The sequence below is a fragment of the Novosphingobium sp. genome, from assembly GCF_020852455.1.
Classification (GTDB): domain Bacteria; phylum Pseudomonadota; class Alphaproteobacteria; order Sphingomonadales; family Sphingomonadaceae; genus Novosphingobium.
Map to the genome: position 1 here is coordinate 141,932 of NZ_JADZAT010000015.1, position 21,985 is coordinate 163,916.

Here is a 21,985-nt window from a genome sequence, read left to right on the forward strand (position 1 = left end):
CATCGCGCGATTAAATTTCGGGAGCTTGGGATGGCAGGCGTTCTTCAGGGTGTGACCGTTATCGAACTGGCCGGGATCGGGCCGGGGCCGTTTTGCGGAATGATGCTGGCCGATCACGGCGCACGGGTGATCCGGGTTGAACGCCCCGGAACCAGCGGCCGGTTCGGCGATGGCGGCAACCGCGACATCCTCAACCGCAACCGCGAACGGATCGAGCTGGACCTCAAGGACCCGGCGGCGATCGAACAGCTCAAGGAACTGGTGAAAGGCGCCGATGCGCTGATCGAAGGTTATCGTCCGGGCGTGATCGAACGTATGGGGATCGGCCCCGATGTGCTGCTGGGGATCAATCCCAAGCTGGTGATCGGACGGATGACCGGCTGGGGCCAGGACGGCCCGATGGCGCCACTGGCCGGGCACGATATCAACTATATCGCGCTGTCGGGTGCGCTGCATTCCTATGGCCGCAAGGGCGAAAAGCCGACCTTCCCGGTCAACGCCGTGGGCGATTTCGGCGGCGGCGGGATGATGCTGGCCTTCGGAGTGGTCGCTGCGGTGCTGCATGCCCGCTCGGGCGGGGCCGGGCAGGTGGTTGATTGCGCAATGGTCGATGGTGCGGCGATCCTTTCGGCGATGACCTATACCTTCCTGGGCAATGGCCAGTGGCGCGATGAACGCGGGGTCAACCTGCTCGACAGCGGCACGCATTTCTATGACACCTATGAAACCAGCGATGGCAAATGGATCTCGCTCGGTTCGATCGAGCCGCAGTTCTATGCGATCCTGATGGAAAAGACCGGGCTCAAGGATGATCCGGATTTCGCCCAGCAGATGAACCCGATGAAGTGGGATGACCTGAAAGAGCGGATGACCGCGCTGATCCTGACCAGGACCCGCGATGAATGGTGTGCGATCATGGACGGCACCGACATCTGCTTTGCCCCGGTGCTCAGCCTCAAGGAAGCGCCGCAGCATCCGCACAATTTGGCGCGCAGCACCTTTGTGGAAGATGGCGGAATGGTTCAGCCAGCGCCGGCTCCGCGCTTTTCGGCCACGCCCGCACCGCCGGTTTCGCTCGCCGGGCGCAGCTAGGATTTTCCTACAGCCCGCCTTGCTGCCATAGTCGCGCTCAAGGCGGGAAACGGGGTGCTTTTTCATTTCCTGAACCCTGTCAACTTTGTGAACTTCCAACCGGGGCAAGGCGCGCGTGATGGCATTGTTGTCGCGGATTGATCCGATGGTGCGGCTGCTGGCGGCCGCGATTGCGCTGGCGCTGGTGCTGCCGGTCGGTGCCGAGTGGCGCGGCGCGGCGCAATTCGTGTCCAATGCGGCGGTATTTCTGCTGTTCTTCCTCAACGGCGTGCGGCTGCCCCGGCACGAGGTGATGGCCGGGATCACCAACCACCGACTGCTGTGGCCACTGGTGGCCTGGTGCTATGGCGCCATGGCGCTGGCCGGCTGGGCGCTGTGGCAGGGCGGGCAGGGCTGGATGCCGCCGCTGCTGGCGCTGGGTTTCCTCTATTTGGGCTGCCTGCCCTCAACCGTGCAATCGGCCACCGCCTACAGCTCGCTGGCGGGCGGCAATGTCGCCAGTTCGGTGGTGGCAGCCGCCTTGCTCAACCTGCTGGGCGTGTTCATCACCGCGCCGCTGTTCTCGCTGCTGGCGGGCGGGCAGGAAGCGAGCTTTCATGCCGACGGCCTGCTCAAGGTGGTGGGTGTGTTGCTGGTGCCCTTCATCCTGGGCCAGACCGCGCAGGGCCGGCTGGGCGGCTGGGTGAAGGATCACCGTCCGCTGGTCACCTGGATGGACCGCACGTCGATCGCGATTGCGGTCTACGTCGCCTTCTCCGGTGCGGTCGAGCAGCGCTTCTGGGTGAAGGTCGATAATGCCGGCTGGCTGTGGCTGGCGGGTGGAACCGCGCTGTTCCTGCTGTTTGGCCACCTGGGGGCCTGGCTGTTGGGGGGCATTCTTGGGCTCGACCGGCCCAATCGCATCACCATGCTCTATGCCGGTGCGCAAAAGAGTATCGCGATGGGCGCACCGCTGGCCGCGGTGCTGTTCACCCCGGCGGTGGCGGGCGTGATCCTGCTGCCGATCCTGCTCTATCACCTGGTCCAGCTGGTGCTGGCCGCGCCGATCGCCGCCCGGCTGGGCCGGGGCTAGCTACTTCGGCTGGTAGGTCTGCTCGGTCCCGGGGAAGCTGCGGTTGCGCACCTCTTCGGCATACTGGCCGGCCGCGCTGGAGATCAGCCCGGCAATCTCGCCATAGCGTTTCACGAAGCGCGGCACGCGTTCGAACATGCCCATCATGTCTTCGGTCACCAGCACCTGGCCGTCGCACTGGGCCGAGGCACCGATGCCGATGGTGGGGCAGGATACCGCCCTGGTGGCGGCAATCGCGATCGGTTCGACCACGCCTTCGATCACGATCGCAAAGGCTCCGGCCTGATCGATCGCCTGGGCATCGGACACGATCTTCTGCGCTTCGGCATCGCTGCGGCCGCGCGCGTTGTAGCCGCCCAGCGTGTTGACCGCCTGCGGGGTCAGCCCGACGTGTCCCATCACCGGAATGCCCCGGCTGGACAGGAAGGCCACCGTTTCGGCCATCACCGCGCCGCCTTCCAGCTTGACCGCGCTGGCCCCGGTTTCGACCATGATCCGCGAGGCCGTGGCAAAGGCCTGTTCGGGCGAGGCTTCGTAGGATCCGAACGGCAGATCGACCACCACCGCGGCATGGTACGATCCGCGCACCACCGCCGCGCCGTGGGCGACCATCATGTCCACCGTCACCTGCAGGCTGGTGGGCAGGCCATAGATCACCTGGCCCAGCGAATCCCCGCACAGGATCAGGTCGCAATGCGCATCGAGCAGCTGGGCCTGGCGCGCGGTATAGGCGGTCAGCATAACGATCGGTTCGGCGGTCTGGCCGTCCACCTTGCGCTGGCGGATCGCCGGGATCGACAGCCGCCGCAGCGGGGCCGGGGTGGGGTGGGCACGGCTGGTGGCCGTATCGAGTTGGAAGGTGGTCGACATGCGCGCCCTTTAGCCGCTTGGCGCAATCTGGGGAAGGGTGGCAGTTAGCTCTTGCCATTGAAGGTGGCGGCGCTAGCTTCCGCGCCCAGGGAAAGACAAGCGGCCCGCGCACTTGCGCCAGGGCCGCCCATTTAGGGGAACTGCATGTTTGGTCGCGTGAAATCACTCGACGCCATTCTGGCAACTGCCGAAAAGAAATCGCTCCATCGCTCGCTGGGGGCCTTCCAGCTCACCATGCTGGGGATCGGTGCGGTGATCGGCACCGGGATCTTCGTTCTGACCGCTGAGGCCGCGCAAAAGGCCGGCCCCGGGATGATGGTCAGCTTCGTGATTGCCGGCTTCGTGTGCGCGGTTGCGGCGTTGTGTTACGCAGAAATGGCCGCGATGGTGCCGGTTTCAGGATCGGCCTATACCTACAGTTATGCGGTGATGGGTGAATTGGTTGCCTGGATGGTCGGCTGGGCCCTGATCCTTGAATATGCAATCGCCGCCGGGGCGGTGTCGGTCGGCTGGTCCGGCTATATGGTAGGGTTTGTCGAGAGTAACCTGCACATATCCGTGCCGCTGGAACTGGTTCGCGGGCCGTTTGATGGCGGTTTGATCAACCTTCCGGCCATGGCTATCGCGATGATTGTAACTGCGCTGCTGGTCATCGGGACCAAGGAAAGCGCCACGGTCAATTCGGTGCTGGTGGCGATCAAGATTACCGCACTGACCTTGTTTGTTGCGGTGACTATTCCGGTGATTCAGACCGGCCAGTTCACTCCGTTCGCACCGCTTGGTTTTGCTGGCATTTCGGGCGCGGCGGCTTCGATCTTCTTTGCCTATGTCGGCTTTGACGCGGTCTCGACCGCGGCTGAGGAAACCAAGAATCCGCAACGCAACATGCCGATCGGGCTGATCGGCAGCCTCGCGATCTGTACGATTTTCTACATGCTGGTCGCGGCAGGGGTGATCGGAACCGTTGGCGCACAGCCGATGTTCGGTCCCAATCATGAAGTGCTGTCGCCTGGTACGCCGGCCTTGTCGCAGGCCTGTGCGGCGGCTGGCGACACTGCTGTGGTTTGCTCGAAGGAGGCCCTGGCCTGGGTGCTGCGCTCGGTCGGACATCCGTTCATTGGCTGGCTGGTGGGTGCGGCGGCGATTATCGCGCTGCCTTCTGTAATCCTGATGATGATGTTTGGCCAGACCCGTGTGTTCTTCGTGATGAGCCGCGATGGCCTGCTGCCGGACTTCTTCTCGAAGATTCACCCGAAGTTTCGCACGCCGCACGTGATCACCATCCTGACCGGCGTGTTCGTGTCGCTGTTCGCTGCGTTCTTCCCGGTTGGCTTGCTGGCTGACGTTTCGAACTCGGGTACGCTGTTTGCCTTTGCTGCGGTGTCAATCGCGGTGCTGGTGCTGCGGCGTACCGATCCGACCCGGCACCGTCCGTTCCGTACTCCGGCGGTCATGCTGACCGCGCCGATCTCGATCGCGGGCTGTATCTATCTGTTCTTCAGCCTGTCCGGTCCGACTCTGGCACTGTTCGCTGGTTGGGCCGTGGTAGGGTTGGTCGTGTATTACACCTACAGCCGCAGCCGCAGCCATGTTGGCCGGGGTCTGGTTGAAGTGCATGAAGGCGATGAGGGTATCCCGCCGCAGCCGGTTGCACCGCTGCCGGGTGACATTGACATCAACGACTGACGCTTGGCGATTGCTGGCATGAAGGGGCCGTCCGCTGCGTGCGGGCGGCCTTTTCGTTTGCCCACAAGAAGGGAATTGCGAATCGCCATAAATGAGAACATAAATAGAACATAGAGGCGATTTACGATGACCGACCCAACCCCGCTTGCCGCCTTTGCGCGCCGCCGCCTGCCCGTTTCCGGGCTGCGGCAGAGCGCGGCCTGGCGTCCGGGGCTGGGCGCCTCGGCGCTGCATTCCGAATTGTTCGCCGCCGGCAACGAAGGCAGCGGGGCCGGGCTGGCGCTGGCCCTGGCACTCGACCAGGCCGGGCAGGATGATCGTCCGTTCCTGTGGGTGCAGGATCAGGCTGCGCTGCGGCTTTCCGGGCGGCCCTATCGCCCCGGCCTGCCGCCTGCGCTGCGCTCCCGGTTGATCCATGTCGCCGCTGAGAAACCCGAAGACGCGCTGTTTGCGCTGGAAGAGGGGCTGCGCTGCCGCGATCTGGCCTTCGTGCTGGGGGAACTGGCCGGCAATCCGCGGGCGCTGTCATTCACCGCCTCGCGCCGGCTCAGCCTGGTGGCGGAAAAGCATGGAGTGCCGCTGTGGCTGGTGCGGCTTGATGCCGCGCGCGATCTCTCCTCGGCGCGGATGCGCTGGCAGGTGTCCTCGGCGCCGTCGGCTCCGTCGCGCTGGAACCCGGCGGCCCCCGGGCACCCGGTCTGGCAGGCCGAGCTGTTCCGCGCCCGTGCCTATCCTCCCGGACAATGGACCCTGTGCGATGACGGACAAAGCCTCATCGCCAACCCCGGTCACCAGCAGGCGCATCCTGTCGATCTGGTGCCGGGCGCTGGCGATCGATCGCTGGCAGCTGGCTGAAGGCGTCGATCCCGCCCCTTTCGCGCTGGTTGACGAGACCGCGCACGGTCTGCGGGTCACCGCCCCCAATGCCGCAGCGCGCGAACAGGGCGCGCGGCCCGGCATGCGGCTGACCGATGCGCGGGCGCTGTGCCCGCAGCTGGCGGTGGCACCGGCCGATCCGGCGGGCGATCTGGCCTTCCTTGAACGGCTGGCACTGTGGGCGCAGCGCTGGGGGCCGTGGTCGGCGCTCGATCCGCCCGATGGTCTGCTGGTCGATGTCACCGGGGTGGCACACCTTTACGGCGGCGAACCGGCCCTGCTGGCCGATGCCGCCGCGCGGCTGGCGGCGTGCGGGCTGAGCGTCCGGCTGGCCCTGGCCCCTACCGCCGGCTCGGCCTGGGCGCTGTCGCACTATGGGCCGGAGCAGGCGATCCACCACCCGGGCGACAGCCTTGATGCGCTTCCCGTGGCTGCGCTGCGGCTCGATCCCGCGGTCCAGCTGGTGCTGCGCCGGCTGGGGCTCAAGCGGGTGGGCGAACTGGCCGGGGTGGCGCGCGATGCGCTGGCGCGCCGGTTTCGCACGATCCGCGCGCCAGCCGCCAACCCGCTGGTGCGGCTCGACCAGCTCTTGGGCCGGGTGCCCGAACCGCTGCTGCCGGTGCTGGCCGCGCCGCCGCCGATGGTCCAGCGCCGCCTGCTCGAACCGATCCGTCACCGCAGTCTGCTCGACCGGGTGGTCGAAGACCTTGCCGCCGATTTGGTGCGGGTGCTCGAAGGTGCGGGCAAGGGCGCGCGGCGGCTGGAACTGGTGCTGTGGAAGGTCGATGGCGACATGCTGCAGCGCCGGCTCGAACTGGCCCAGGCCAGCCGCGAGGCCGCGCATATCGTCCGCCTGTTCGCCGCGCGGCTTGACGATCTCGACGCCGGGTTCGGGATCGAGCTCGCCCGGCTTACCGCTCCGTGGTGTGAACCGCTGGCGCTCAGCCAGCAACAGCTGGAGGCTGCGGCCGAAGCCCATGGCACCAGCCTGGCCGCCTTTATCGACCGGTTGAGCGTGCGGCTGGGCCCGGCTGCGGTACGCCGCCCCGAACCCTTTGCCAGCCACTGGCCCGAACGTGCCCAGCGCTGGATCGGACCGCTCGATCCGGACAGGCCGCGGCAAGAGGAGCTTGCCTTCCATGCCCGCCCCCTGAAGCTGCTCGACCGGCCCGAGCCGATCGCGGTGATCCATGCCAGCCCCGATGGCCTGCCGCGCCGGTTCCGCTGGCGCGGGACCCTGCACGAGGTGCTGCGCGCCGAAGGGCCTGAGCGGATCGCGCCCGAATGGTGGCGCGAACGGGGCGGGGCGCGGCTGCGCGATTACTATCGGGTCGAGGACGGGGAGGGGCGGCGCTACTGGATCTACCGTCACGGCCATGCCGGCGATGGCCGGGGCGGGGTGCCCGAATGGTTCCTGCAGGGGCTCCATGCCTGAAAGCCCGCTGACCCCCGAACGCCGCCGCGCGGGCGAAGCCGCTGCACCGCCGCCGCGCGCCGCTTTCGTCGAGCTTGGCTGGACCAGCTGCTTCTCGTTCCTGCGCGGCGCTTCCGATGCGGTGGACTTTGCCACCCAGGCCCGCGCGCTGGGCTATGACGCGGTCGGGATCGCCGATGCCAACACCATGGCCGGGGTGGTGCGGCTGCATAGCGAGGCTACGGCGCTGAAACTGCGCCCGGTGATCGGCTGCCGGATCGAAACGGTCGAGGGACTGGCCTTTCTGGCCTATCCGGCCGACCGCCAGGCCTATGGCCGCCTGTGCCGCCTGATTTCGGCCGGGCGGATGGGCAAGCTTGACGGCGAATGGCAGGACAAGGGCGCCTGCGATGTCTCGCTCGCCATGCTGGCCGCGCACAGCGAGGGCGTCCACCTGGTGCTGGTCCCGCCCGACGATCTTGATGCACAGCTGACGATCGCGGTGGAAAGCAATGTGGTGGATTTTTTACGCGAAGGCGCGGAGGCACGGAGGTGTTCTGCTTGCGGCGAAGCCGCTTTCGATTCATCGGTTGCCGCTTCCGGCAACGTTAATGCAGAAGAGATAGCCTGCGGCGCGGCACCACCTCTTCATGTCTTTGTGTCTTCGTGTGTACCTGATCCTGATCCTCTCCGCGCCTCCGCGCCTCCGCGTGAGACCATTTTAAACGCACCGTTCCCCACGCTGCTCCCGCATATCGTTCGCCAGTTTCCGACGCTCCGTTGCCTGGCCGCAAGCTACCTCTACCGGGGAGATGACCTCGCCCGGATCGCGCGGCTTGATGTGCTGGCGGGCGAGCATGGGCTTGAATTGCTTGCGACAAATCTGCCGCTCTACCACGCCCCGCACCGGCGGCCGCTGCACGATGTGATGACCGCGATCCGGCGCAAGACCACGGTGGCCGCGGCCGGGCATCTGCTGGAGGCCAATGCCGAGCGTCACCTCAAGGGCCCGGAGGAGATGGCGCGGTTGTTTGCGGACTGGCCGCACGCTCTGGGAAATGCACGAAAACTGGCGGATTCGTGCCAGTTCAGCCTTGAGGAACTGCGTTACGAATACCCCCGCCAGACCTATCCCGATGGGCTGGATGCGCAGGCCTATCTTGAACGGCTGACCTGGCAGGGCGCGACCGGGCACTATCCGCAGGGAACCCCGCACGAGGTGGCCGAAACCTTGCGCAAGGAACTGGCGATGATCGCCAAGAAAAACCTCGCGCAATACTTTCTGACCATCAAGGAAGTGGTTGATTTTGCACGCAGTCGTCAACCCCCGATCCTGTGTCAGGGGCGGGGTTCGGCGGCCAATTCGGCGGTCTGTTTCTGCCTGGGGATCACCTCGGTCAATCCGGTCGAGCATGCCCTGCTGTTCGAACGGTTCATTTCCGAGGACCGCGATGAGCCGCCCGATATCGATGTCGATTTCGAGCATGAGCGCCGCGAGGAGGTGATTCAGCATATATATCAGCGCTATGGCCGCCATCATGCCGGGCTTTGCGCAACGGTGATCCACTATCGCCCGCGCATGGCGATCCGCGAGGTCGGCAAGGCGATGGGGCTTTCCGAGGACGTTACCGCGGCGCTGGCCAAGACGGTCTGGGGCGGTCACGGACGCTCGATCAAGGAGCACCACATCGACACTGAAACGGGCCTCGACAGTACCCAACCGCACCTTCAACGGGTACTCAAGCTGACCGAGCAGCTGATCGGCATGCCCCGCCACCTCAGCCAGCATGTCGGCGGCTTCATCCTCACTGAAGGACCGCTGAGCGAGACCGTGCCGATCGGCAACGGCGCCATGCCCGATCGCAGCTTCATCGAATGGGACAAGGACGATATCGACGCGCTGGGCATCCTCAAGGTCGATGTCCTGGCGCTGGGCATGCTGACCTGCATCCGCAAGTGCCTCGACCTGCTGCGCCAGCACCATGGCCGCGACCTGACGCTGGCCACGGTCCCGCGTGAGGATCCGGCGGTTTACGACATGCTGTGCCGGGGGGATTCGCTCGGCGTGTTCCAGGTCGAAAGCCGGGCCCAGATGAACATGCTGCCGCGCCTGCGCCCGCGCTGCTTCTATGATCTGGTGATCGAAGTGGCGATCGTGCGGCCCGGACCGATCCAGGGCGACATGGTCCACCCCTTCCTCAAGCGGCGGCGCGGGGCCGAAAAGGTCGAGATCCCCGCACCGGGCCCGGCGCACGGGCCCCCGGACGAGCTGACCTCGATCCTGGGGCGCACGCTGGGGGTGCCGATCTTTCAGGAGCAGGCGATGAAGATCGCGCTCGATGCCGCGCAGTTCAGTTCGAGGGAAGCCAACCGGCTGAGAAAGGCGATGGCCACTTTCCGCAGCCGCGGCAACCTTGAGGAGCTGGAAGAGCTGATGGTCGGCCGGATGGTGGCGCGCGGCTACGATCCCGACTTTGCCATGCGCTGCTTCAACCAGATCAAGGGCTTTGGCGAATACGGCTTTCCCGAAAGCCACGCGGCCAGCTTCGCGCTGCTGGTCTATGTCTCGTCATGGCTCAAATGCCACTACCCGGCGGCCTTCGCGGCGGCCTTGCTCAATTCGCAGCCGATGGGGTTCTATGCCCCGGCGCAGATTGTGCGGGACGCGCGGGCGCATGGCGTGCTGGTGCTGCCGCCGGATGTGAACTGTTCGATGTGGGACAACACGCTGGAGCCAAGTGATTCACGCGGAAACGCGGAGACGCGGAGGGAAGAAGAAAGGGATTCCTGTCGCAAAGGCGCAAAGGCGCGAAGAGATGGCTCTGGGGGCGAAGCCCTTTCAAAATTCGGCGCTTTGTGCAGCGGCCAGGTGCAAGCAGTAGATAATGCCTGCAGCGCAGAACAGCCTCTTCGCGCCTTTGCGCCTTTGCGAGAGCAGCCTTCTTCCCTCCGCGTCTCCGCGTCTCCGCGTGCACCCGAATTGGCACTTCGCCTCGGCCTGAGGCAGGTCGATGGCTTGGCCGAAGCTGCCGCCGCGCGGCTGATCGCCGGGCGGGAGACAGGGCCTTATCGCGATGTTACCGAGCTGAAGGACCGCGCCGGGCTGTCCCCGGCGGTGATCGAGCGGCTGGCCAGCGCCGATTGCTTCAACTCGCTGGGGCTGACCCGGCGTCAGGCGCTGTGGGATGCGCGCAGCGTGATTGCCGCGCCCGACCTGCCGCTGTTCGCCGCCGCACAGGCGCGTGACGAGGGGACGGAGCGCACCGCCACGCGGCTGCCAGCCATGCCGCTATCCGAGGAAGTGGTGGCCGATTACCAGACCCAGCGGCTCAGCCTGAAGGCCCACCCGCTTGCCTTCCTGCGTGCTTCGCTGGGCGATCGCGGGTTCATCCGCGCGGAGGAACTGGCCCGCCACAGCTCATCGCGCCCGGTGCAGGTCGCCGGCGTGGTGCTGATCCGCCAGCGCCCCGGCAGCGCCAAGGGGGTCTGCTTCATCACCATCGAGGACGAGAGCGGGGTGGCCAACGTGGTCGTCTGGCCCGATGTGATGGAAAAGCAGCGCAAGGTGATCATGGGCGCCCGCCTGCTCGAGGTACGCGGCCGGGTCGAGCAGGACGACGGGGTGATCCATGTGATCGCCCAGCAGCTGACCGATGCGACGGCGGCGCTCCACGCGCTGTCGGACGACCTGTTGCCACACCACGTTGACCGCGCGGACCATGTCTTGCGGCCCAATCAGGGCAGCCGGGGCGGGCATCCCCGCGATGCGCGGGTGATCCCGAAGTCGCGAGACTTTCATTGAACTGTGCGTTAGCCTGCCGCGCAAAGGGGAGAGAACCGATGCGCGCAACCATCCTGATCCTGTCCGCCGCCGCCATGCTGGCCTTGCCGGCCCAGGCGGCCAGGCCCGTAAAGCCCGTCAAGCCGATGACGGTCCCCGCTGCGGTCTATACCGATCCCGCGCCCGACAAGGCGCATCCGGCGCGGATGGAGGTGCTGCACATTCCCAGCGGCGGGGTGGAGATCAACGGCGTGGCCTATCTTGCCAGCGGGGCCGGGCCGCATCCCACGCTGGTGCTGTGCCACGGCTGGCCGGGGAACGAGAAGAACCTCGATCTGGCCCAGGCGGTGCGCCGCGCCGGGTGGAATGTGGTGACCTTCAACTATCGCGGATCGTGGGGCAGCCCGGGTTCATTCCGCTTCGCCCAGAACCCCGAGGATGCCCGCGCGGTGCTGACCTTCCTGCGCGATCCTGCCAATGCCGCGCGGCTGGGCGTCGATACCCGGCGCATGGCGATCATGGGCCATTCGATGGGCGGCTGGGTGACCGCGATGGTTGCCGGGCAGGACGATGGCCTGCTGGGTGCCGGGCTGATCTCGGCCGCCAACATGGGCATGCTGGGCAAGATGGACCGCGCCGAAGTGATCAAACGCTCGGCCGGCAATTCCGAAACGCTGGCCGATACCTCGCCCGAACGCATGGCCGACGAACTGATCGCGAACAGCGATGCCAACAACTTCATGCCGATGGCGCCGGGGCTGGCGAAGAAAAGTCTGCTGATCCTCAGCAGCGATGATGGCCTGGCCCCCGGCACCGACAAGCTGGGCGCCGCCGTGCGCGCGGCTGGCGGCAAGCGGGTTACCATGATCCATGTCGCCACCGATCACTCATGGTCGGACAAGCGGGTGATGCTGCAGGCGCAGGTGATCCGCTGGCTGCAGGGGCTGCTGGCGGGCAAGCCGCGCTAGACGCCTTCGAGCGAATACCCTGCTGACCGCACCGTCCGCACCGGATCGGGCGCGCCTTCCACTTCGATGCCCTTGCGCAGACGGCGGATGTGAACATCGACGGTGCGCAATTCGATCTCGCTCTCGTTGCCCCAGACCGCGTCGAGCAGCTGGCCGCGGCTGAACACCCGGCCCGGATGCTCCATGAAGTGGCGCAGCAGGCGGAATTCGGTTGGCCCCAGCGAGAGCACCTGGCCGCGCCGGGTGACCCGGTGTGCCACCGGATCGAGCGACAGATCACCCACGGTCAGCATCTCGCCGGCCAGTGCCGGACGGATCCGGCGCAGGATCGCCTTGACCCGGGCCAGCAGCTCGCGCGGGGAGAAGGGCTTGGTCATGTAATCGTCGGCGCCGATGTCGAGCCCGCGCACCTTGTCTTCCTCAGCCCCGCGCGCAGTCAGCATCAGGATCGGGACATGCGCGGTGGCCTTGTCCTTGCGCAGACGGCGGCAGACCTCGATCCCGCTGGTCCCTTCGATCATCCAGTCGAGCACGACCAGGTCAGGCACCTGCTCTTGCGCGAGCAGCAGCGCCTCGTCGCCATCGGCAGTGACGGTGACCTTGTAGCCTTCGCCCTTGAAGCGGAATTCGAGCAATTCGGCGAGTGCCGGGTCATCTTCGACCAGCAGCAGGCTGGGGGCGGTCATGGCTAGCCCTTGTCTTCCTTGTCGGTCAGGTACTCGCCGGTGGCGGCGTAATAGACCATTTCGGCGACGTTGGTGGCGTGATCGCCGATCCGTTCGATATTGCGGGCGACGAACAAGAGCTGCGCGGCGCTGGAGATGGTTGCCGGGTTCTCCATCATGTGGCTGACAAGGTTGCGGAACAGCGATTCGTAAAACGCATCGACCATCTCGTCGCGTTCGACGACCGCCCGGGCCAGCACCGGATCGCGGGCGGCATAGGCTGTCAGCACGTCGTGGACCATGCCGCGGGCCACATCAGCCATGGCGGGAACCAGGGTCAGCGGCTCGAACTTTTTGCGCTGTTCGATCTTGTCGGCGCTCTTGGCGATGTTCTTCGAATAGTCGCCGATCCGCTCAACCACCCCGGCGATCTTGAGCGCCGCGATAACCTCGCGCAGGTCGTCCGCCATCGGCGCACGCAGGGCAATGATCCGCACCGCCAGCCGATCGACTTCGGCTTCCAGTGCGTCGATCTTCTTGTCCCGGTCGATCACTTGCCTGGCCAGGTCGAGGTTGCCCTTGACCAGCGCTTCCATCGCTTCGCTCATCGAAACTTCGGCCAGCCCGCCCATTTCGGCGATCAGCCCGCGCAGCTTGGTGATGTCTTCGTCAAAGGCCTTGACGGTGTGTTCATGTGCCATGTGGGGTCTGTCCTATGGGATATCATACGCCATGACGGAGCCGAAATTGGCCCAGCGCAAGGCGTGAGGAGAGGCGCGATGCGGGACATCGTGCCCGACGAGCAACGTAGCGATGGGCCAATTTCGGCCCGCCCCGAAGGGGTTGCTTTGGAAAGCTCGCTGGAGGGCGTCCCTCCGCTTGCACGGGGCATAAAGCCCGCGCTGCGCGTCGCTCCTACCCAGCAAGCTTTCCAAAGCAATCATGGTGTATGATATCCCATAGGACAGACCCCTCAACCGTAACGTCCGGTGATGTAGTCTTTTGTCCGTTCTTCACGCGGGTTGGTGAAGATATCCGAAGTCTTGCCGTATTCGACCACCTTGCCGAGGTGGAAGAAGGCGGTGCGCTGTGAGACGCGCGCGGCCTGCTGCATCGAATGGGTGACGATGACGATCGCATAGCGCCCGCGCAGTTCGGCGATCAGTTCCTCGATCTTGGCGGTTGCGATCGGGTCCAGCGCCGAGCACGGCTCGTCCATCAGGATCACTTCGGGTTCGACCGCAATCGCCCGAGCGATACACAGACGCTGCTGCTGACCTCCGGACAAGGCGGTGCCGCTGTCGGCCAGGCGGTCCTTGACTTCGTCCCACAGGCCGGCGCGCTTCAGGCTGCGCTCGACCACTTCGTCAAGCTCGGCCTTGCTGGTGGTCAGCCCGTGGATCCGGGGGCCATAGGCGACGTTTTCGAAGATCGACTTGGGGAAGGGGTTGGGTTTCTGGAACACCATGCCAACGCGCGCGCGCAACTGCACCACGTCCATCCCGCTCTTGTAGATGTCTTCGCCATCAAGCTTGATTTCGCCTTCGACGCGGGCGCCGGGAATGGTGTCATTCATCCGGTTGAGCGTGCGCAGGAAGGTCGATTTGCCGCAGCCCGAGGGGCCGATGAAGGCGGTGACGTAATCGGCGCCGATATCGATCGACACCTGATCGATCGCGCGCTTGTCGCCATAGAATACCGATACGTCCTGCGCGGAAATCCGCGCTTCGATCGGGTCAAGATCATGAAAGGTGGTCATTACCAGCGGTTCTCGAAACGGTTGCGAAGGTAGATGGCGATCGAATTCATCGCCAGCAGGAACAGCAGCAGCACGATGATTGCGGCCGAAGTGCGTTCAACAAAGCCGCGGTCGATTTCGTCCGACCACAGGAAGATCTGCACCGGCAGCACCGAGCTGGGTGAGGTAAAGCCGTCGGGCGGCGTGGCGACGAAGGCCTTCATCCCGATCATCAGCAGCGGCGCGGTTTCACCCAGCGCGCGGGCCATGCCGATGATCGTGCCGGTCAGGATCCCGGGCAGCGCCAATGGCAGGACGTGGTGGAACACGGTCTGGACCCTGCTGGCGCCGACCGCCAGCGCGGCATCGCGGATCGAGGGCGGAACCGCCTTGATTGCGTTGCGCCCGGAAATGACGATCACTGGCATGGTCATCAGCGCCAGGGTCATACCCCCGATCAACGGAGCCGAACGCCAGTAGGGGAAGATGCTGAGGAACAGCGCCAGGCCAAGCAGCCCGAAGATGATCGAGGGGACCGCCGCCAGGTTGTTGATCGAAACCTCGATCAGGTCGGTCCAGCGGTTGCGGGGGGCGAATTCCTCGAGATAGACCGCTGCGAAGACGCCGATCGGGAAGGCCAGTGCGAGCGTGACCAGCATGGTCAGCATCGATCCCTTGAGCGCACCCCAGATCCCCACCGCCTGCGGGCTGGTAGCGTCAGAGCGCGACAGGAAACCGGGGTCGAACCGGGTGGCCAGCTGGCCCTTTGCGGCCAATTGGCTGGCCAGTGCGATTGACTGTGGGTTGCCTTCGCCGCGCAGCCCGGCGGCAAGGTCGTCACTGGCGGCCAGCGAGACCTCGAAGCTGGTGTTGAGCAAGGCCGGGTCGGAGGCGATCTGGCGGGCAACTTCGCGCCAGGCTTCGCTGTCCAGCTCGGCCGCGGCCTTGTCGCCCAGCGCCTTCGAGGCGGCGAACTGGACCACATCGCGCAGGCCTGCGCCTTCGAGTGCGCGAACCGGATCTTCGCTCTCAAGCTGTGCGGGATCGACCTGCAGCATGCCGCCGGCCAGATCGACCGGGAAGCTCAGCTCGGCGCGTTTGAACCCGCCGATCGCATTGGCGGTCATGGTCACCAGCAGAAAGGCCAGCACCAGCGCGGAGAGAGCCACGGCAAGGAAACCCAGCGCGCGGAACCGGCGTTCGGACGCGTGGCGTTTGGCCAGCCGCGCGGCAATCCGCTGGCTGCGGGCTTGGGGGGTCAAATCACTCATAAGCTTCGCGGAACCGCTTCACCACGCGCAGCGCGATGAAATTGAGGGTGAGGGTGACCACGAACAGCACCATGCCCAGCGCGAAGGCGGACAGCGTTGCCGGATGGTCAAAGCTGCCTTCGCCGGTCAGCATGGCGACGATCTGGTAGGTGACGGTGGTCATCGATTCGAACGGGTTGGCGGTAAGCCGCGCGGTGGCACCGGCGGCCATGACCACGATCATCGTCTCGCCGATCGCGCGGCTGACCGCCAGCATGATCCCGGCGACGATCCCGGGCAGGGCGGCGGGGAGCAGGACCTTGCGGATCGTCTCGCTTTTGGTCGCGCCCATCGCCAGGCTGCCATCGCGCATCGCCTGGGGGACGGCGGCAATGCTGTCATCCGCCATCGAGGAGACGAAGGGAATGATCATGATCCCCATCACCAGACCAGCGGCGAGCACGCTTTCGCTCGAAGCACTGGAAATGCCGATGGCGTGGCCGAAATCGCGGATCAGCGGGGCAACCGTCAGCGCGGCAAAGTAGCCATAAACCACGGTCGGTACCCCGGCCAGGATCTCAAGGATCGGCTTCATCCAGCGGCGCAATGTGGGGCTGGCATACTGGGTCAGGAAAATCGCGCTCATCATGCCCAGCGGGATCGCCACCAGCATGGCAATCACCGCGCCGACGAAAGCCGTGCCCCAGAACAGCGGCAGAGCGCCATAGTTGGTTTCGACACCCTGGGTGGGCGCAGCCATCGAGTCCGGTCCCCAGTGGGTGCCCAGCAGGAAGTCAGCCGGGCTGACGAACTGGAAGAAGCGCCAGGTTTCGAACACCAGCGAACCGACGATCCCGGCGGTGGTGAAGATCGCCGCCAATGAGGCGAGCAGCAGCCCGCCCATCACCGCGCGCTCCACGCTGGTCCGCGCAGTAAAATCCGGACGGACCCGCAGGAACGCGAAAGCGCCGCCAGCAAAGCCAAGCAGCAGGGTGATCAGCGTGCCAATCACCGCATAGTGCTGCATCGCCGTGCGGAAGGGTTCGATCAGGCCGCGGGCCTGCTGATTGAACACCGCGTCGCTTGAGCCGCCAGCCAGCGCCTGGGCTTCGGCCAGGATCGTCTCGCGCTGGAATCCGAAGGCCGGCAGGCTGGCCGCCGCCGGATCGGCCAGCACCTGTTGCAGCACCAGCGCCGGGCTGAGCGAGGCCCAGGTAAGCGCGAACAGCAGCGCCGGAACCAGGATCCACAGCGCGACGTACCAGGCATGATAGGTGGGCAGCGAATGCAGATCGCGGCCCTGACCGCGCGCCTCGCGGCGCAAGGTCCAGGCCCGCCCACGCGCCGCCAGCCAGCCGATCAGGCCGAGCGCAAGCGCTAGCAATATCGGAATGACTGGCGACATCGGGGAGGTCTTACTTCAGTTCGGTGCCATTGAGCAGTGAGAATTCGCCGGCAACCTTAGCATTCCTGGCCTGCACATCGTCAGGAGCGACGACCATGCCCTGCTTGGCGAGCAGGCCGCCCTTGCCCCAGTTCTTGGCCCATTCGGCCACGAATTCGCGCAGACCCTTGATCGCATCGAGGTGCGCGGCCTTGACATAGATGTAGAGCGGACGGGCGCCCGGATAGCTGAAATCCGAGATGCTGGCATAGGTCGGTTCGACCCCGTTCATGGTCAGGCCCATCAGCTTGTCCGAGTTTTCTTCAAGGTAGGAGAAGCCGAACACGCCGACCGCCTTGGGATTGGCTTCCAGCTTCTGGACGATCAGGTTGTCGTTCTCACCCGAATCGACATAGGCGCCGTCATTGCGCACTTCGCCGCAGGTCTTTTCGTGGGCTTCCTTGTCGCTGTCCTTCAGCGCCTTCATCGCCGGATTGGCGTCGCAGCCCTTGGTCAGGATCAGCTCCTTCAGCGCGTCGCGCGTGCCCGAGGTGCTGGGCGGACCATAGACCAGGATCGGTTCGGCCGGGAACGCCGGGTTGACGTCCTTCCAGGTCTTCGCGGTGTTGGGCTTGCCATAGGGGTTGGCGGCCAGCGCCTTGTAAACGTCTTCAGGCGTCAGCTTGAGGCCAAGGCCGCCCTTGGCCTCGGCGAAGGCCACGCCGTCAAGGCCGACCTGGACTTCGACAATCTTGTCGACGCCGTTCTTCACGCAGTCGTCAAACTCGCTCTTCTTCATCCGGCGCGAGGCGTTTTCGATGTCGGGATGCTGCGCGCCCACGCCGGCGCAGAACAGCTTCATGCCCGCACCGGTGCCGGTCGATTCGACGATCGGCGATTTGATCGCCGCGTTCGACTTGGCGAGCGAATCCGCGATCGCCTTGGCAAAGGGATAGACGGTGGACGAGCCGACCGCGCGAACCTGATCGCGCGAGGCACCCTGGCCTCCGCCGCAGGCCGCGAGCATGGCGCTGGCGGCAATAGCCGAGGTAAAGGCGAGAATGGATTTCCTGGTCATGCGAATCGCTCCGTTGGCGTTATCTGCATGGCCAAGTGGCGACCTTGTGTGACAGTTGCATGACACATTGCTGGCAAGCGGCTGTGACAGGACCGTGTCCGGGACCTGACATGAAGCGTCACGAATGTGTCACACAACCGTCATAGCAGGACCGCGACTCAAGCGCCTGCCGAGGAACCTATAGTAATGCGCACCCTGACCAAAGCGATTGCCCTTGCCGCCTTGTGCGGTGCCGCCAACCCGGCAATGGCCAGCGAAGATACCCAGTACTGGCAGACCGCCACGCTCAACGTGGCCTTGCCCGATGGCTTCAAGATCCAGAACGAGACCGTGTTCCGCTCAGGCGAGGCCAAGGGCTTCTATGAACTTGAAAACACGCTCAGCGTTGGCAAGAAGGTCAACAAGGTGGTCACGCTGTGGCTGGGTTACACCTTTGATCCGCAATACAGCCACGGCAATTTCACCCGCCGCGAACACCGGGCGCGCCAGCAGGTCAGCTTCGATAACTTCGCCAAGCTGGGCAAGGTCAAGCTGAGCGGCCGGCTGCGGCTGGAAGAGCGTTGGCGCGAAGGCCTGCCGGGCACCGCCTGGCGGCTGCGTCCGCAGGTCAAGGCCAGCATGCCGCTGGCCGGCAAGGTCAACCTGTCGATCGCCAACGAGACTTTCATCAATTTCAACAACACCGCGTTCCAGGGCAATGACGGACTGGACCGGATGCGCAATTCGATCTCGGTTTCTATGCCCATCACCAAGCAGATCACGGTCGAAGTGGGCTATCTGAACCAGCACACCTTTGCAGCGCATGGTACCGACAATGGCGACCATGTGCTGACCAGCGGTCTGTCGCTGTCGTTCTGATCAGGACTTGGGCAGGGGGAGGGTGACCGTTACGGTCGTGCCTTCCCCAAGGGTGCTGGCGAACTCGATCTCGCCCTGGTGACGCTCGACGATGTGCTTGACGATTGCCAGCCCCAGTCCGGTCCCGCCAGAGGCACGGCTGCGGCCAGGATCGGTACGATAGAACCGGCGAGTCAGGTGCGGCAGGTGTTCGGGCGCGATGCCCGGGCCCTGATCGGCCACCGCCAGCCGTGCCGACGCATCACCCTGGTGGCTGACTGCAACGCTGACCGGGGTGTCGGCGCCGCCGTATTTCAAGGCGTTGTCGATCAGGTTGCGCAGCAATTGCTCAAGCTGGCCGGCATCACCCAGCACGATCAGGCCCGGTTCGGCTACCGCCAGCTCAACCCGTTCCTTGCCCTTGAGGCTTGAAACCTCACCCACCACGCGCGCTGCGAGCTGGCCCAGATCAAGCGGTTCGCTCGGCCGGTCGTGCTTTTCAGCCTCGACATGGCTCAGCGTCATCAGGTCTTCGACCAGGCTCAGCATCCGCGCGGCTTCGCGCTGTATGATGCCATTGAAGCGCTGCGTGGTTTCGGCATCGGTCGGCGCATCGGGATCGCCCAGCGTTTCGGCATAGCCGATGATCGCGGCGAGCGGTGTGCGCAGTTCGTGGCTGGCATTGGCGACGAAATCGGTATGCGCCTTGCTCATGTCGGCTTCTGCCGTGCGATCGACCAGTTCGATCATCCAGCGCCCGTCGGCCACGTTGCGGCGGGTTAGTTGCCACAGGCTGCGCCCGCCGGTGAAGCCGGGGATCGAAACGCTATCGCCATCTCCCAGGTCCAGCAGCTTCATCGCATCGGGATGGCGCAGCGCGATTCGCGCATCCTGGCCCAGCACATGTTCGCCCAGCGCGGCGCGCGCGGCCTGGTTCGCCTCGACGATCCGGTTGCCATCAAGCAACAGCAAGGGCTGACCGATCGGTTCGATCGCATCGTGGATCGCATCGCTGCGCGCCGCCGCCACATCGACTTTCTCGGGCTGAATTTCGGGTTCGGGCGTTACCAGCCACAGCGAGCCCAGCCACAGCACCACCACGGCTGCAGACAGCCACAGGCTGGCACCGGCCAGCAGCATGCCGGCTCCGGCGATCAGCGCCAGCAGGATTCCGGACAGGGGCAGGGTGCGTTTGGCGGGCATCGGTCTGGCGCTCAATAGATGGCGGCAGGCTGCCTGCCAAATGTTTCAGCGTGGAGTTACCGTTGCGGGAGGAATCAAAATGCCCACCGTGCGCTGGATGGTGACCCGTACGGGATTCGAACCCGTGTTTCAGCCGTGAAAGGGCCGCGTCCTAACCACTGGACGAACGGGCCACACCGGCTGCGCGGTGGGCAGGGGTGCGCCTTTAAGGGCGCGCGTCAGAACGGTCAAGGGGCTAGGGAAAGAATGTTTCAATCGGCGAAAGCGGCGTCTTCGACATGCAGTTCGGCCTGGGGGCGGCTGGCCCAATCGTCGATCTTGGCGCGGCCCGCCAGCCACAGCCGGCGGTGGTGGGTGGCGCGCAGCAGTGCCTGACCCATTTCGGTGCTGGCAGCCCGAAAAGCGATCGCCTTGAAACTGGCGCCATCATCGCCGCGCACGATCAGCCGGACGTGATCGGTGCCGACCAGATCGGCCTTGACCATCCGCACCGGTCCTACGGCCAGGCGCGGACCCGGCCAGCCCATGCCATAGGGACCGGCGCTTTCCAGCGTTTCGACCAGCGAGGGAACCAGCCCGCCCGGGGCCAGCGCGAGGTCGAGCGCCAGCGATTGCCCGGTCATAGCCTCGCCGACGGTGCGGCTCAGCTTCTCGTCAAGCCAATCACCCAGCCGGTCGATCCCGCCCGGCGCCACGGTCAGCCCGGCCGCCATGGCGTGGCCGCCGCCGGCCAGCAGCAGCCCGGCCTCGCGCGCGGCGATGATCGCGGCGCCCAGGTCAACCCCGGCGATCGAGCGGCCTGAGCCTTTGCCGTTGCCCTGTTCATCGGCATCGAGCGCGACGACCAGCGTCGGCTTGCCGGTCTTTTCCTTGATCCGTCCGGCGACGATCCCGATCACGCCGGGATGCCAGCCCGGTCCGGCCAGGGTCAGCACCGCGCGGTTGTGCTGCGCGTCGATCTGCGCCTCGGCCATTTCCTGGACCGCCGCCTCGATCGCGCGGCGTTCCTCGTTGAGCTGCGAAAGCTGCGCGGCGATCGCGCGGGCCTCGTCCGGATCTTCGGTGGTCAGCAGCCGCACCCCCAGCGTCGCTTCGCCCACACGCCCGCCGGCATTGATCCGCGGGCCCAGGGCAAAGCCCAGGTCGCTGCAGCTGGGCGCACGGTTGAGGCGGCTGGCATCGATCAGTGCCGACATGCCCACGCCCTCGCGCCTGGCCATGACTTTCAGCCCCTGCGCCACGAAGGCGCGGTTGAGGCCGTGCAAGGCAGCGACATCGGCCACCGTGCCCAGTGCCACCAGATCAAGCAGCGCGAACAGGTCAGGCTCACGCCGGGTTTCGAAAAAGCCGCGTTGGCGCAGTACGCGCACCGTGGCGATGCCCAGCAGAAAGGCCACGCCGACTGCGGCGAGATGACCATGGGCGGCGGCAAGGTCGCTCTCGTCAAGCCGGTTGGGGTTGACGAGAGCGGTGGCGCGGGGGAGCTCGGCCGAGCATTTGTGGTGATCGACTACCACCACATCGACCCCGGCTGCGTGCGCCATCTCCAGTGCCTGGTGGGCCATGGCCCCGCAATCGACGGTGACGATCAGGCTCGACCCTTCGCCCGCGATCCGCACCAGCGCCTCTCCCGACGGGCCATAGCCCTCGAGCAGCCGGTCGGGGATGTAATAGCGCGCCTGGTGTCCCAGATCGCGCAGCAGGCGGATCAGCAGCGCGGCGCTGGTCGCGCCATCGACATCGTAATCGCCATAGACGGTCACCGTCTCATTGGTCAGCACAGCCTGGGCCAGCCGTTCGGCTGCGGCGTCCATATCGCGGAATTCGGACGGATCGGGCAGGAAGCTGCGCAGCGTGGGGTTGCGGTGGCGCTCCACATCATCGGGCGCCACCCCGCGCGAAAGCAGCAGTTGGGTGACGACATCGTGATCCAGGCTCGATCCGTTGCCCAGGTCCATGTTGCCGCCCCGCCAGCGCCAGGTGCGGCCCGAAAGCGAACGGTCAAGGCCAAGGATCGATTGCGGGGCGGTGCTCATCGCCTGCCTGTTAGCCCGCCAGGAACTTTGCGGCA

The 21,985-nt window shown here is 65.6% G+C and carries 17 protein-coding genes and 1 tRNA gene; 8 read left to right on the plus strand and 10 right to left on the minus strand.

Going from position 1 to position 21,985, the window contains the following annotated elements:
* The first annotated feature begins 30 nt into the window (after positions 1 to 30).
* Together IT549_RS08260 and IT549_RS08265 are read left to right on the plus strand one after the other, a co-directional pair.
* Positions 31 to 1,092 carry a CaiB/BaiF CoA-transferase family protein gene (locus IT549_RS08260; RefSeq protein ID WP_292971856.1) on the plus strand — a complete coding sequence of 354 codons (1,062 nt, stop codon included), beginning with the start codon at positions 31 to 33 and terminating at the stop codon, positions 1,090 to 1,092.
* Between the two features lie 118 nt (positions 1,093 to 1,210).
* A complete protein-coding gene (locus IT549_RS08265) occupies positions 1,211 to 2,164 on the plus strand; it encodes a bile acid:sodium symporter family protein (RefSeq protein ID WP_292971858.1) in 954 nt (317 codons plus the stop codon).
* Here the strand turns inward: IT549_RS08265 and panB are convergent, their stop codons facing one another.
* A complete protein-coding gene (gene panB / locus IT549_RS08270; protein WP_292971859.1) occupies positions 2,165 to 3,034 on the minus strand; it encodes a 3-methyl-2-oxobutanoate hydroxymethyltransferase in 870 nt (289 codons plus the stop codon). It lies immediately after the preceding gene.
* A 144-nt stretch (positions 3,035 to 3,178) separates the two neighbouring features.
* On the opposite strand from panB, the gene IT549_RS08275 reads away from it, so the two are divergent.
* The 5 genes from IT549_RS08275 to IT549_RS08295 all read left to right on the plus strand — a co-directional run bounded on the left by IT549_RS08275 (position 3,179) and on the right by IT549_RS08295 (position 11,759).
* Positions 3,179 to 4,720, plus strand: coding sequence for an amino acid permease (locus IT549_RS08275; RefSeq protein WP_292971860.1), 1,542 nt, complete (start codon positions 3,179 to 3,181; stop codon positions 4,718 to 4,720).
* 126 nt (positions 4,721 to 4,846) lie between these two features.
* The gene (locus IT549_RS08280) at positions 4,847 to 5,575 is read left to right on the plus strand and encodes a hypothetical protein (RefSeq protein ID WP_292971861.1); all 729 of its coding nucleotides are present in this window, start codon (positions 4,847 to 4,849) and stop codon (positions 5,573 to 5,575) included.
* Complete coding sequence (locus IT549_RS08285; protein WP_292971863.1) at positions 5,478 to 7,031, plus strand: DUF6504 family protein; 1,554 nt, start codon at positions 5,478 to 5,480, stop codon at positions 7,029 to 7,031. The genes IT549_RS08280 and IT549_RS08285 overlap by 98 nt, the downstream gene beginning before the upstream one ends.
* A complete protein-coding gene (locus IT549_RS08290) occupies positions 7,024 to 10,812 on the plus strand; it encodes an error-prone DNA polymerase (RefSeq protein ID WP_292971865.1) in 3,789 nt (1,262 codons plus the stop codon). The genes IT549_RS08285 and IT549_RS08290 overlap by 8 nt, the downstream gene beginning before the upstream one ends.
* A gap of 38 nt (positions 10,813 to 10,850) precedes the next feature.
* The gene (locus IT549_RS08295; RefSeq protein WP_292971867.1) at positions 10,851 to 11,759 is read left to right on the plus strand and encodes an alpha/beta fold hydrolase; all 909 of its coding nucleotides are present in this window, start codon (positions 10,851 to 10,853) and stop codon (positions 11,757 to 11,759) included.
* Here the strand turns inward: IT549_RS08295 and phoB are convergent.
* The 6 genes from phoB to IT549_RS08325 all read right to left on the minus strand — a co-directional run bounded on the left by phoB (position 11,756) and on the right by IT549_RS08325 (position 17,823).
* Positions 11,756 to 12,445, minus strand: a complete 690-nt coding sequence (gene phoB / locus IT549_RS08300; RefSeq protein WP_292971869.1) for a phosphate regulon transcriptional regulator PhoB — start codon at positions 12,443 to 12,445, stop codon at positions 11,756 to 11,758. The genes IT549_RS08295 and phoB overlap by 4 nt on opposite strands.
* A 2-nt stretch (positions 12,446 to 12,447) precedes the next feature.
* Entirely contained in the window at positions 12,448 to 13,125 is a 678-nt protein-coding gene (gene phoU, locus IT549_RS08305; RefSeq protein ID WP_292971871.1) for a phosphate signaling complex protein PhoU, read from the minus strand.
* A gap of 272 nt (positions 13,126 to 13,397) precedes the next feature.
* Positions 13,398 to 14,183 (minus strand): phosphate ABC transporter ATP-binding protein PstB, encoded by a 786-nt coding sequence (pstB, locus tag IT549_RS08310; protein ID WP_292971873.1) that lies wholly within the window; start codon positions 14,181 to 14,183, stop codon positions 13,398 to 13,400.
* The gene (pstA, locus tag IT549_RS08315; RefSeq protein ID WP_292971875.1) at positions 14,183 to 15,433 is read right to left on the minus strand and encodes a phosphate ABC transporter permease PstA; all 1,251 of its coding nucleotides are present in this window, start codon (positions 15,431 to 15,433) and stop codon (positions 14,183 to 14,185) included. The genes pstB and pstA overlap by 1 nt, the downstream gene beginning before the upstream one ends.
* A complete protein-coding gene (gene pstC / locus IT549_RS08320; protein ID WP_292971877.1) occupies positions 15,426 to 16,817 on the minus strand; it encodes a phosphate ABC transporter permease subunit PstC in 1,392 nt (463 codons plus the stop codon). Before pstC ends, pstA begins: the two co-directional genes overlap by 8 nt.
* A 10-nt stretch (positions 16,818 to 16,827) precedes the next feature.
* Positions 16,828 to 17,823 carry a substrate-binding domain-containing protein gene (locus IT549_RS08325; protein ID WP_292972110.1) on the minus strand — a complete coding sequence of 332 codons (996 nt, stop codon included), beginning with the start codon at positions 17,821 to 17,823 and terminating at the stop codon, positions 16,828 to 16,830.
* Positions 17,824 to 18,060: 237 nt separating this feature from the next.
* Between IT549_RS08325 and IT549_RS08330 the strand changes: the two genes are divergently transcribed.
* Positions 18,061 to 18,732 carry a DUF2490 domain-containing protein gene (locus IT549_RS08330; protein WP_292971879.1) on the plus strand — a complete coding sequence of 224 codons (672 nt, stop codon included), beginning with the start codon at positions 18,061 to 18,063 and terminating at the stop codon, positions 18,730 to 18,732.
* Here IT549_RS08330 and IT549_RS08335 read toward each other — a convergent pair whose 3' ends face one another.
* From IT549_RS08335 to recJ, 3 genes are all read right to left on the minus strand, one after another.
* On the minus strand, positions 18,733 to 19,914 hold the full coding sequence (locus IT549_RS08335) for an ATP-binding protein (protein ID WP_292971881.1): 1,182 nt from the start codon (positions 19,912 to 19,914) through the stop codon (positions 18,733 to 18,735).
* A 98-nt stretch (positions 19,915 to 20,012) separates the two neighbouring features.
* Positions 20,013 to 20,087 (minus strand) — tRNA-Glu (locus IT549_RS08340).
* A 78-nt stretch (positions 20,088 to 20,165) separates the two neighbouring features.
* Positions 20,166 to 21,950 (minus strand): single-stranded-DNA-specific exonuclease RecJ, encoded by a 1,785-nt coding sequence (recJ, locus tag IT549_RS08345; RefSeq protein ID WP_292971883.1) that lies wholly within the window; start codon positions 21,948 to 21,950, stop codon positions 20,166 to 20,168.
* Between the last annotated feature and the right edge of the window lie 35 nt (positions 21,951 to 21,985).

Excerpts from the sequence above, each read along its gene's own strand:
- IT549_RS08260 (WP_292971856.1), top strand. The coding sequence starts at position 31 with ATGGCAGGCGTTCTTCAGGGTGTGACCGTTATCGAACTGGCCGGGATC.
- IT549_RS08265 (WP_292971858.1), top strand. The coding sequence starts at position 1,211 with ATGGCATTGTTGTCGCGGATTGATCCGATGGTGCGGCTGCTGGCGGCC.
- panB (WP_292971859.1), bottom strand. The coding sequence starts at position 3,034 with ATGTCGACCACCTTCCAACTCGATACGGCCACCAGCCGTGCCCACCCC.
- IT549_RS08275 (WP_292971860.1), top strand. The coding sequence starts at position 3,179 with ATGTTTGGTCGCGTGAAATCACTCGACGCCATTCTGGCAACTGCCGAA.
- IT549_RS08280 (WP_292971861.1), top strand. The coding sequence starts at position 4,847 with ATGACCGACCCAACCCCGCTTGCCGCCTTTGCGCGCCGCCGCCTGCCC.
- IT549_RS08285 (WP_292971863.1), top strand. The coding sequence starts at position 5,478 with ATGACGGACAAAGCCTCATCGCCAACCCCGGTCACCAGCAGGCGCATC.
- IT549_RS08290 (WP_292971865.1), top strand. The coding sequence starts at position 7,024 with ATGCCTGAAAGCCCGCTGACCCCCGAACGCCGCCGCGCGGGCGAAGCC.
- IT549_RS08295 (WP_292971867.1), top strand. The coding sequence starts at position 10,851 with ATGCGCGCAACCATCCTGATCCTGTCCGCCGCCGCCATGCTGGCCTTG.
- phoB (WP_292971869.1), bottom strand. The coding sequence starts at position 12,445 with ATGACCGCCCCCAGCCTGCTGCTGGTCGAAGATGACCCGGCACTCGCC.
- phoU (WP_292971871.1), bottom strand. The coding sequence starts at position 13,125 with ATGGCACATGAACACACCGTCAAGGCCTTTGACGAAGACATCACCAAG.
- pstB (WP_292971873.1), bottom strand. The coding sequence starts at position 14,183 with ATGACCACCTTTCATGATCTTGACCCGATCGAAGCGCGGATTTCCGCG.
- pstA (WP_292971875.1), bottom strand. The coding sequence starts at position 15,433 with ATGAGTGATTTGACCCCCCAAGCCCGCAGCCAGCGGATTGCCGCGCGG.
- pstC (WP_292971877.1), bottom strand. The coding sequence starts at position 16,817 with ATGTCGCCAGTCATTCCGATATTGCTAGCGCTTGCGCTCGGCCTGATC.
- IT549_RS08325 (WP_292972110.1), bottom strand. The coding sequence starts at position 17,823 with ATGCTCGCGGCCTGCGGCGGAGGCCAGGGTGCCTCGCGCGATCAGGTT.
- IT549_RS08330 (WP_292971879.1), top strand. The coding sequence starts at position 18,061 with ATGCGCACCCTGACCAAAGCGATTGCCCTTGCCGCCTTGTGCGGTGCC.
- IT549_RS08335 (WP_292971881.1), bottom strand. The coding sequence starts at position 19,914 with ATGCCCGCCAAACGCACCCTGCCCCTGTCCGGAATCCTGCTGGCGCTG.
- recJ (WP_292971883.1), bottom strand. The coding sequence starts at position 21,950 with ATGAGCACCGCCCCGCAATCGATCCTTGGCCTTGACCGTTCGCTTTCG.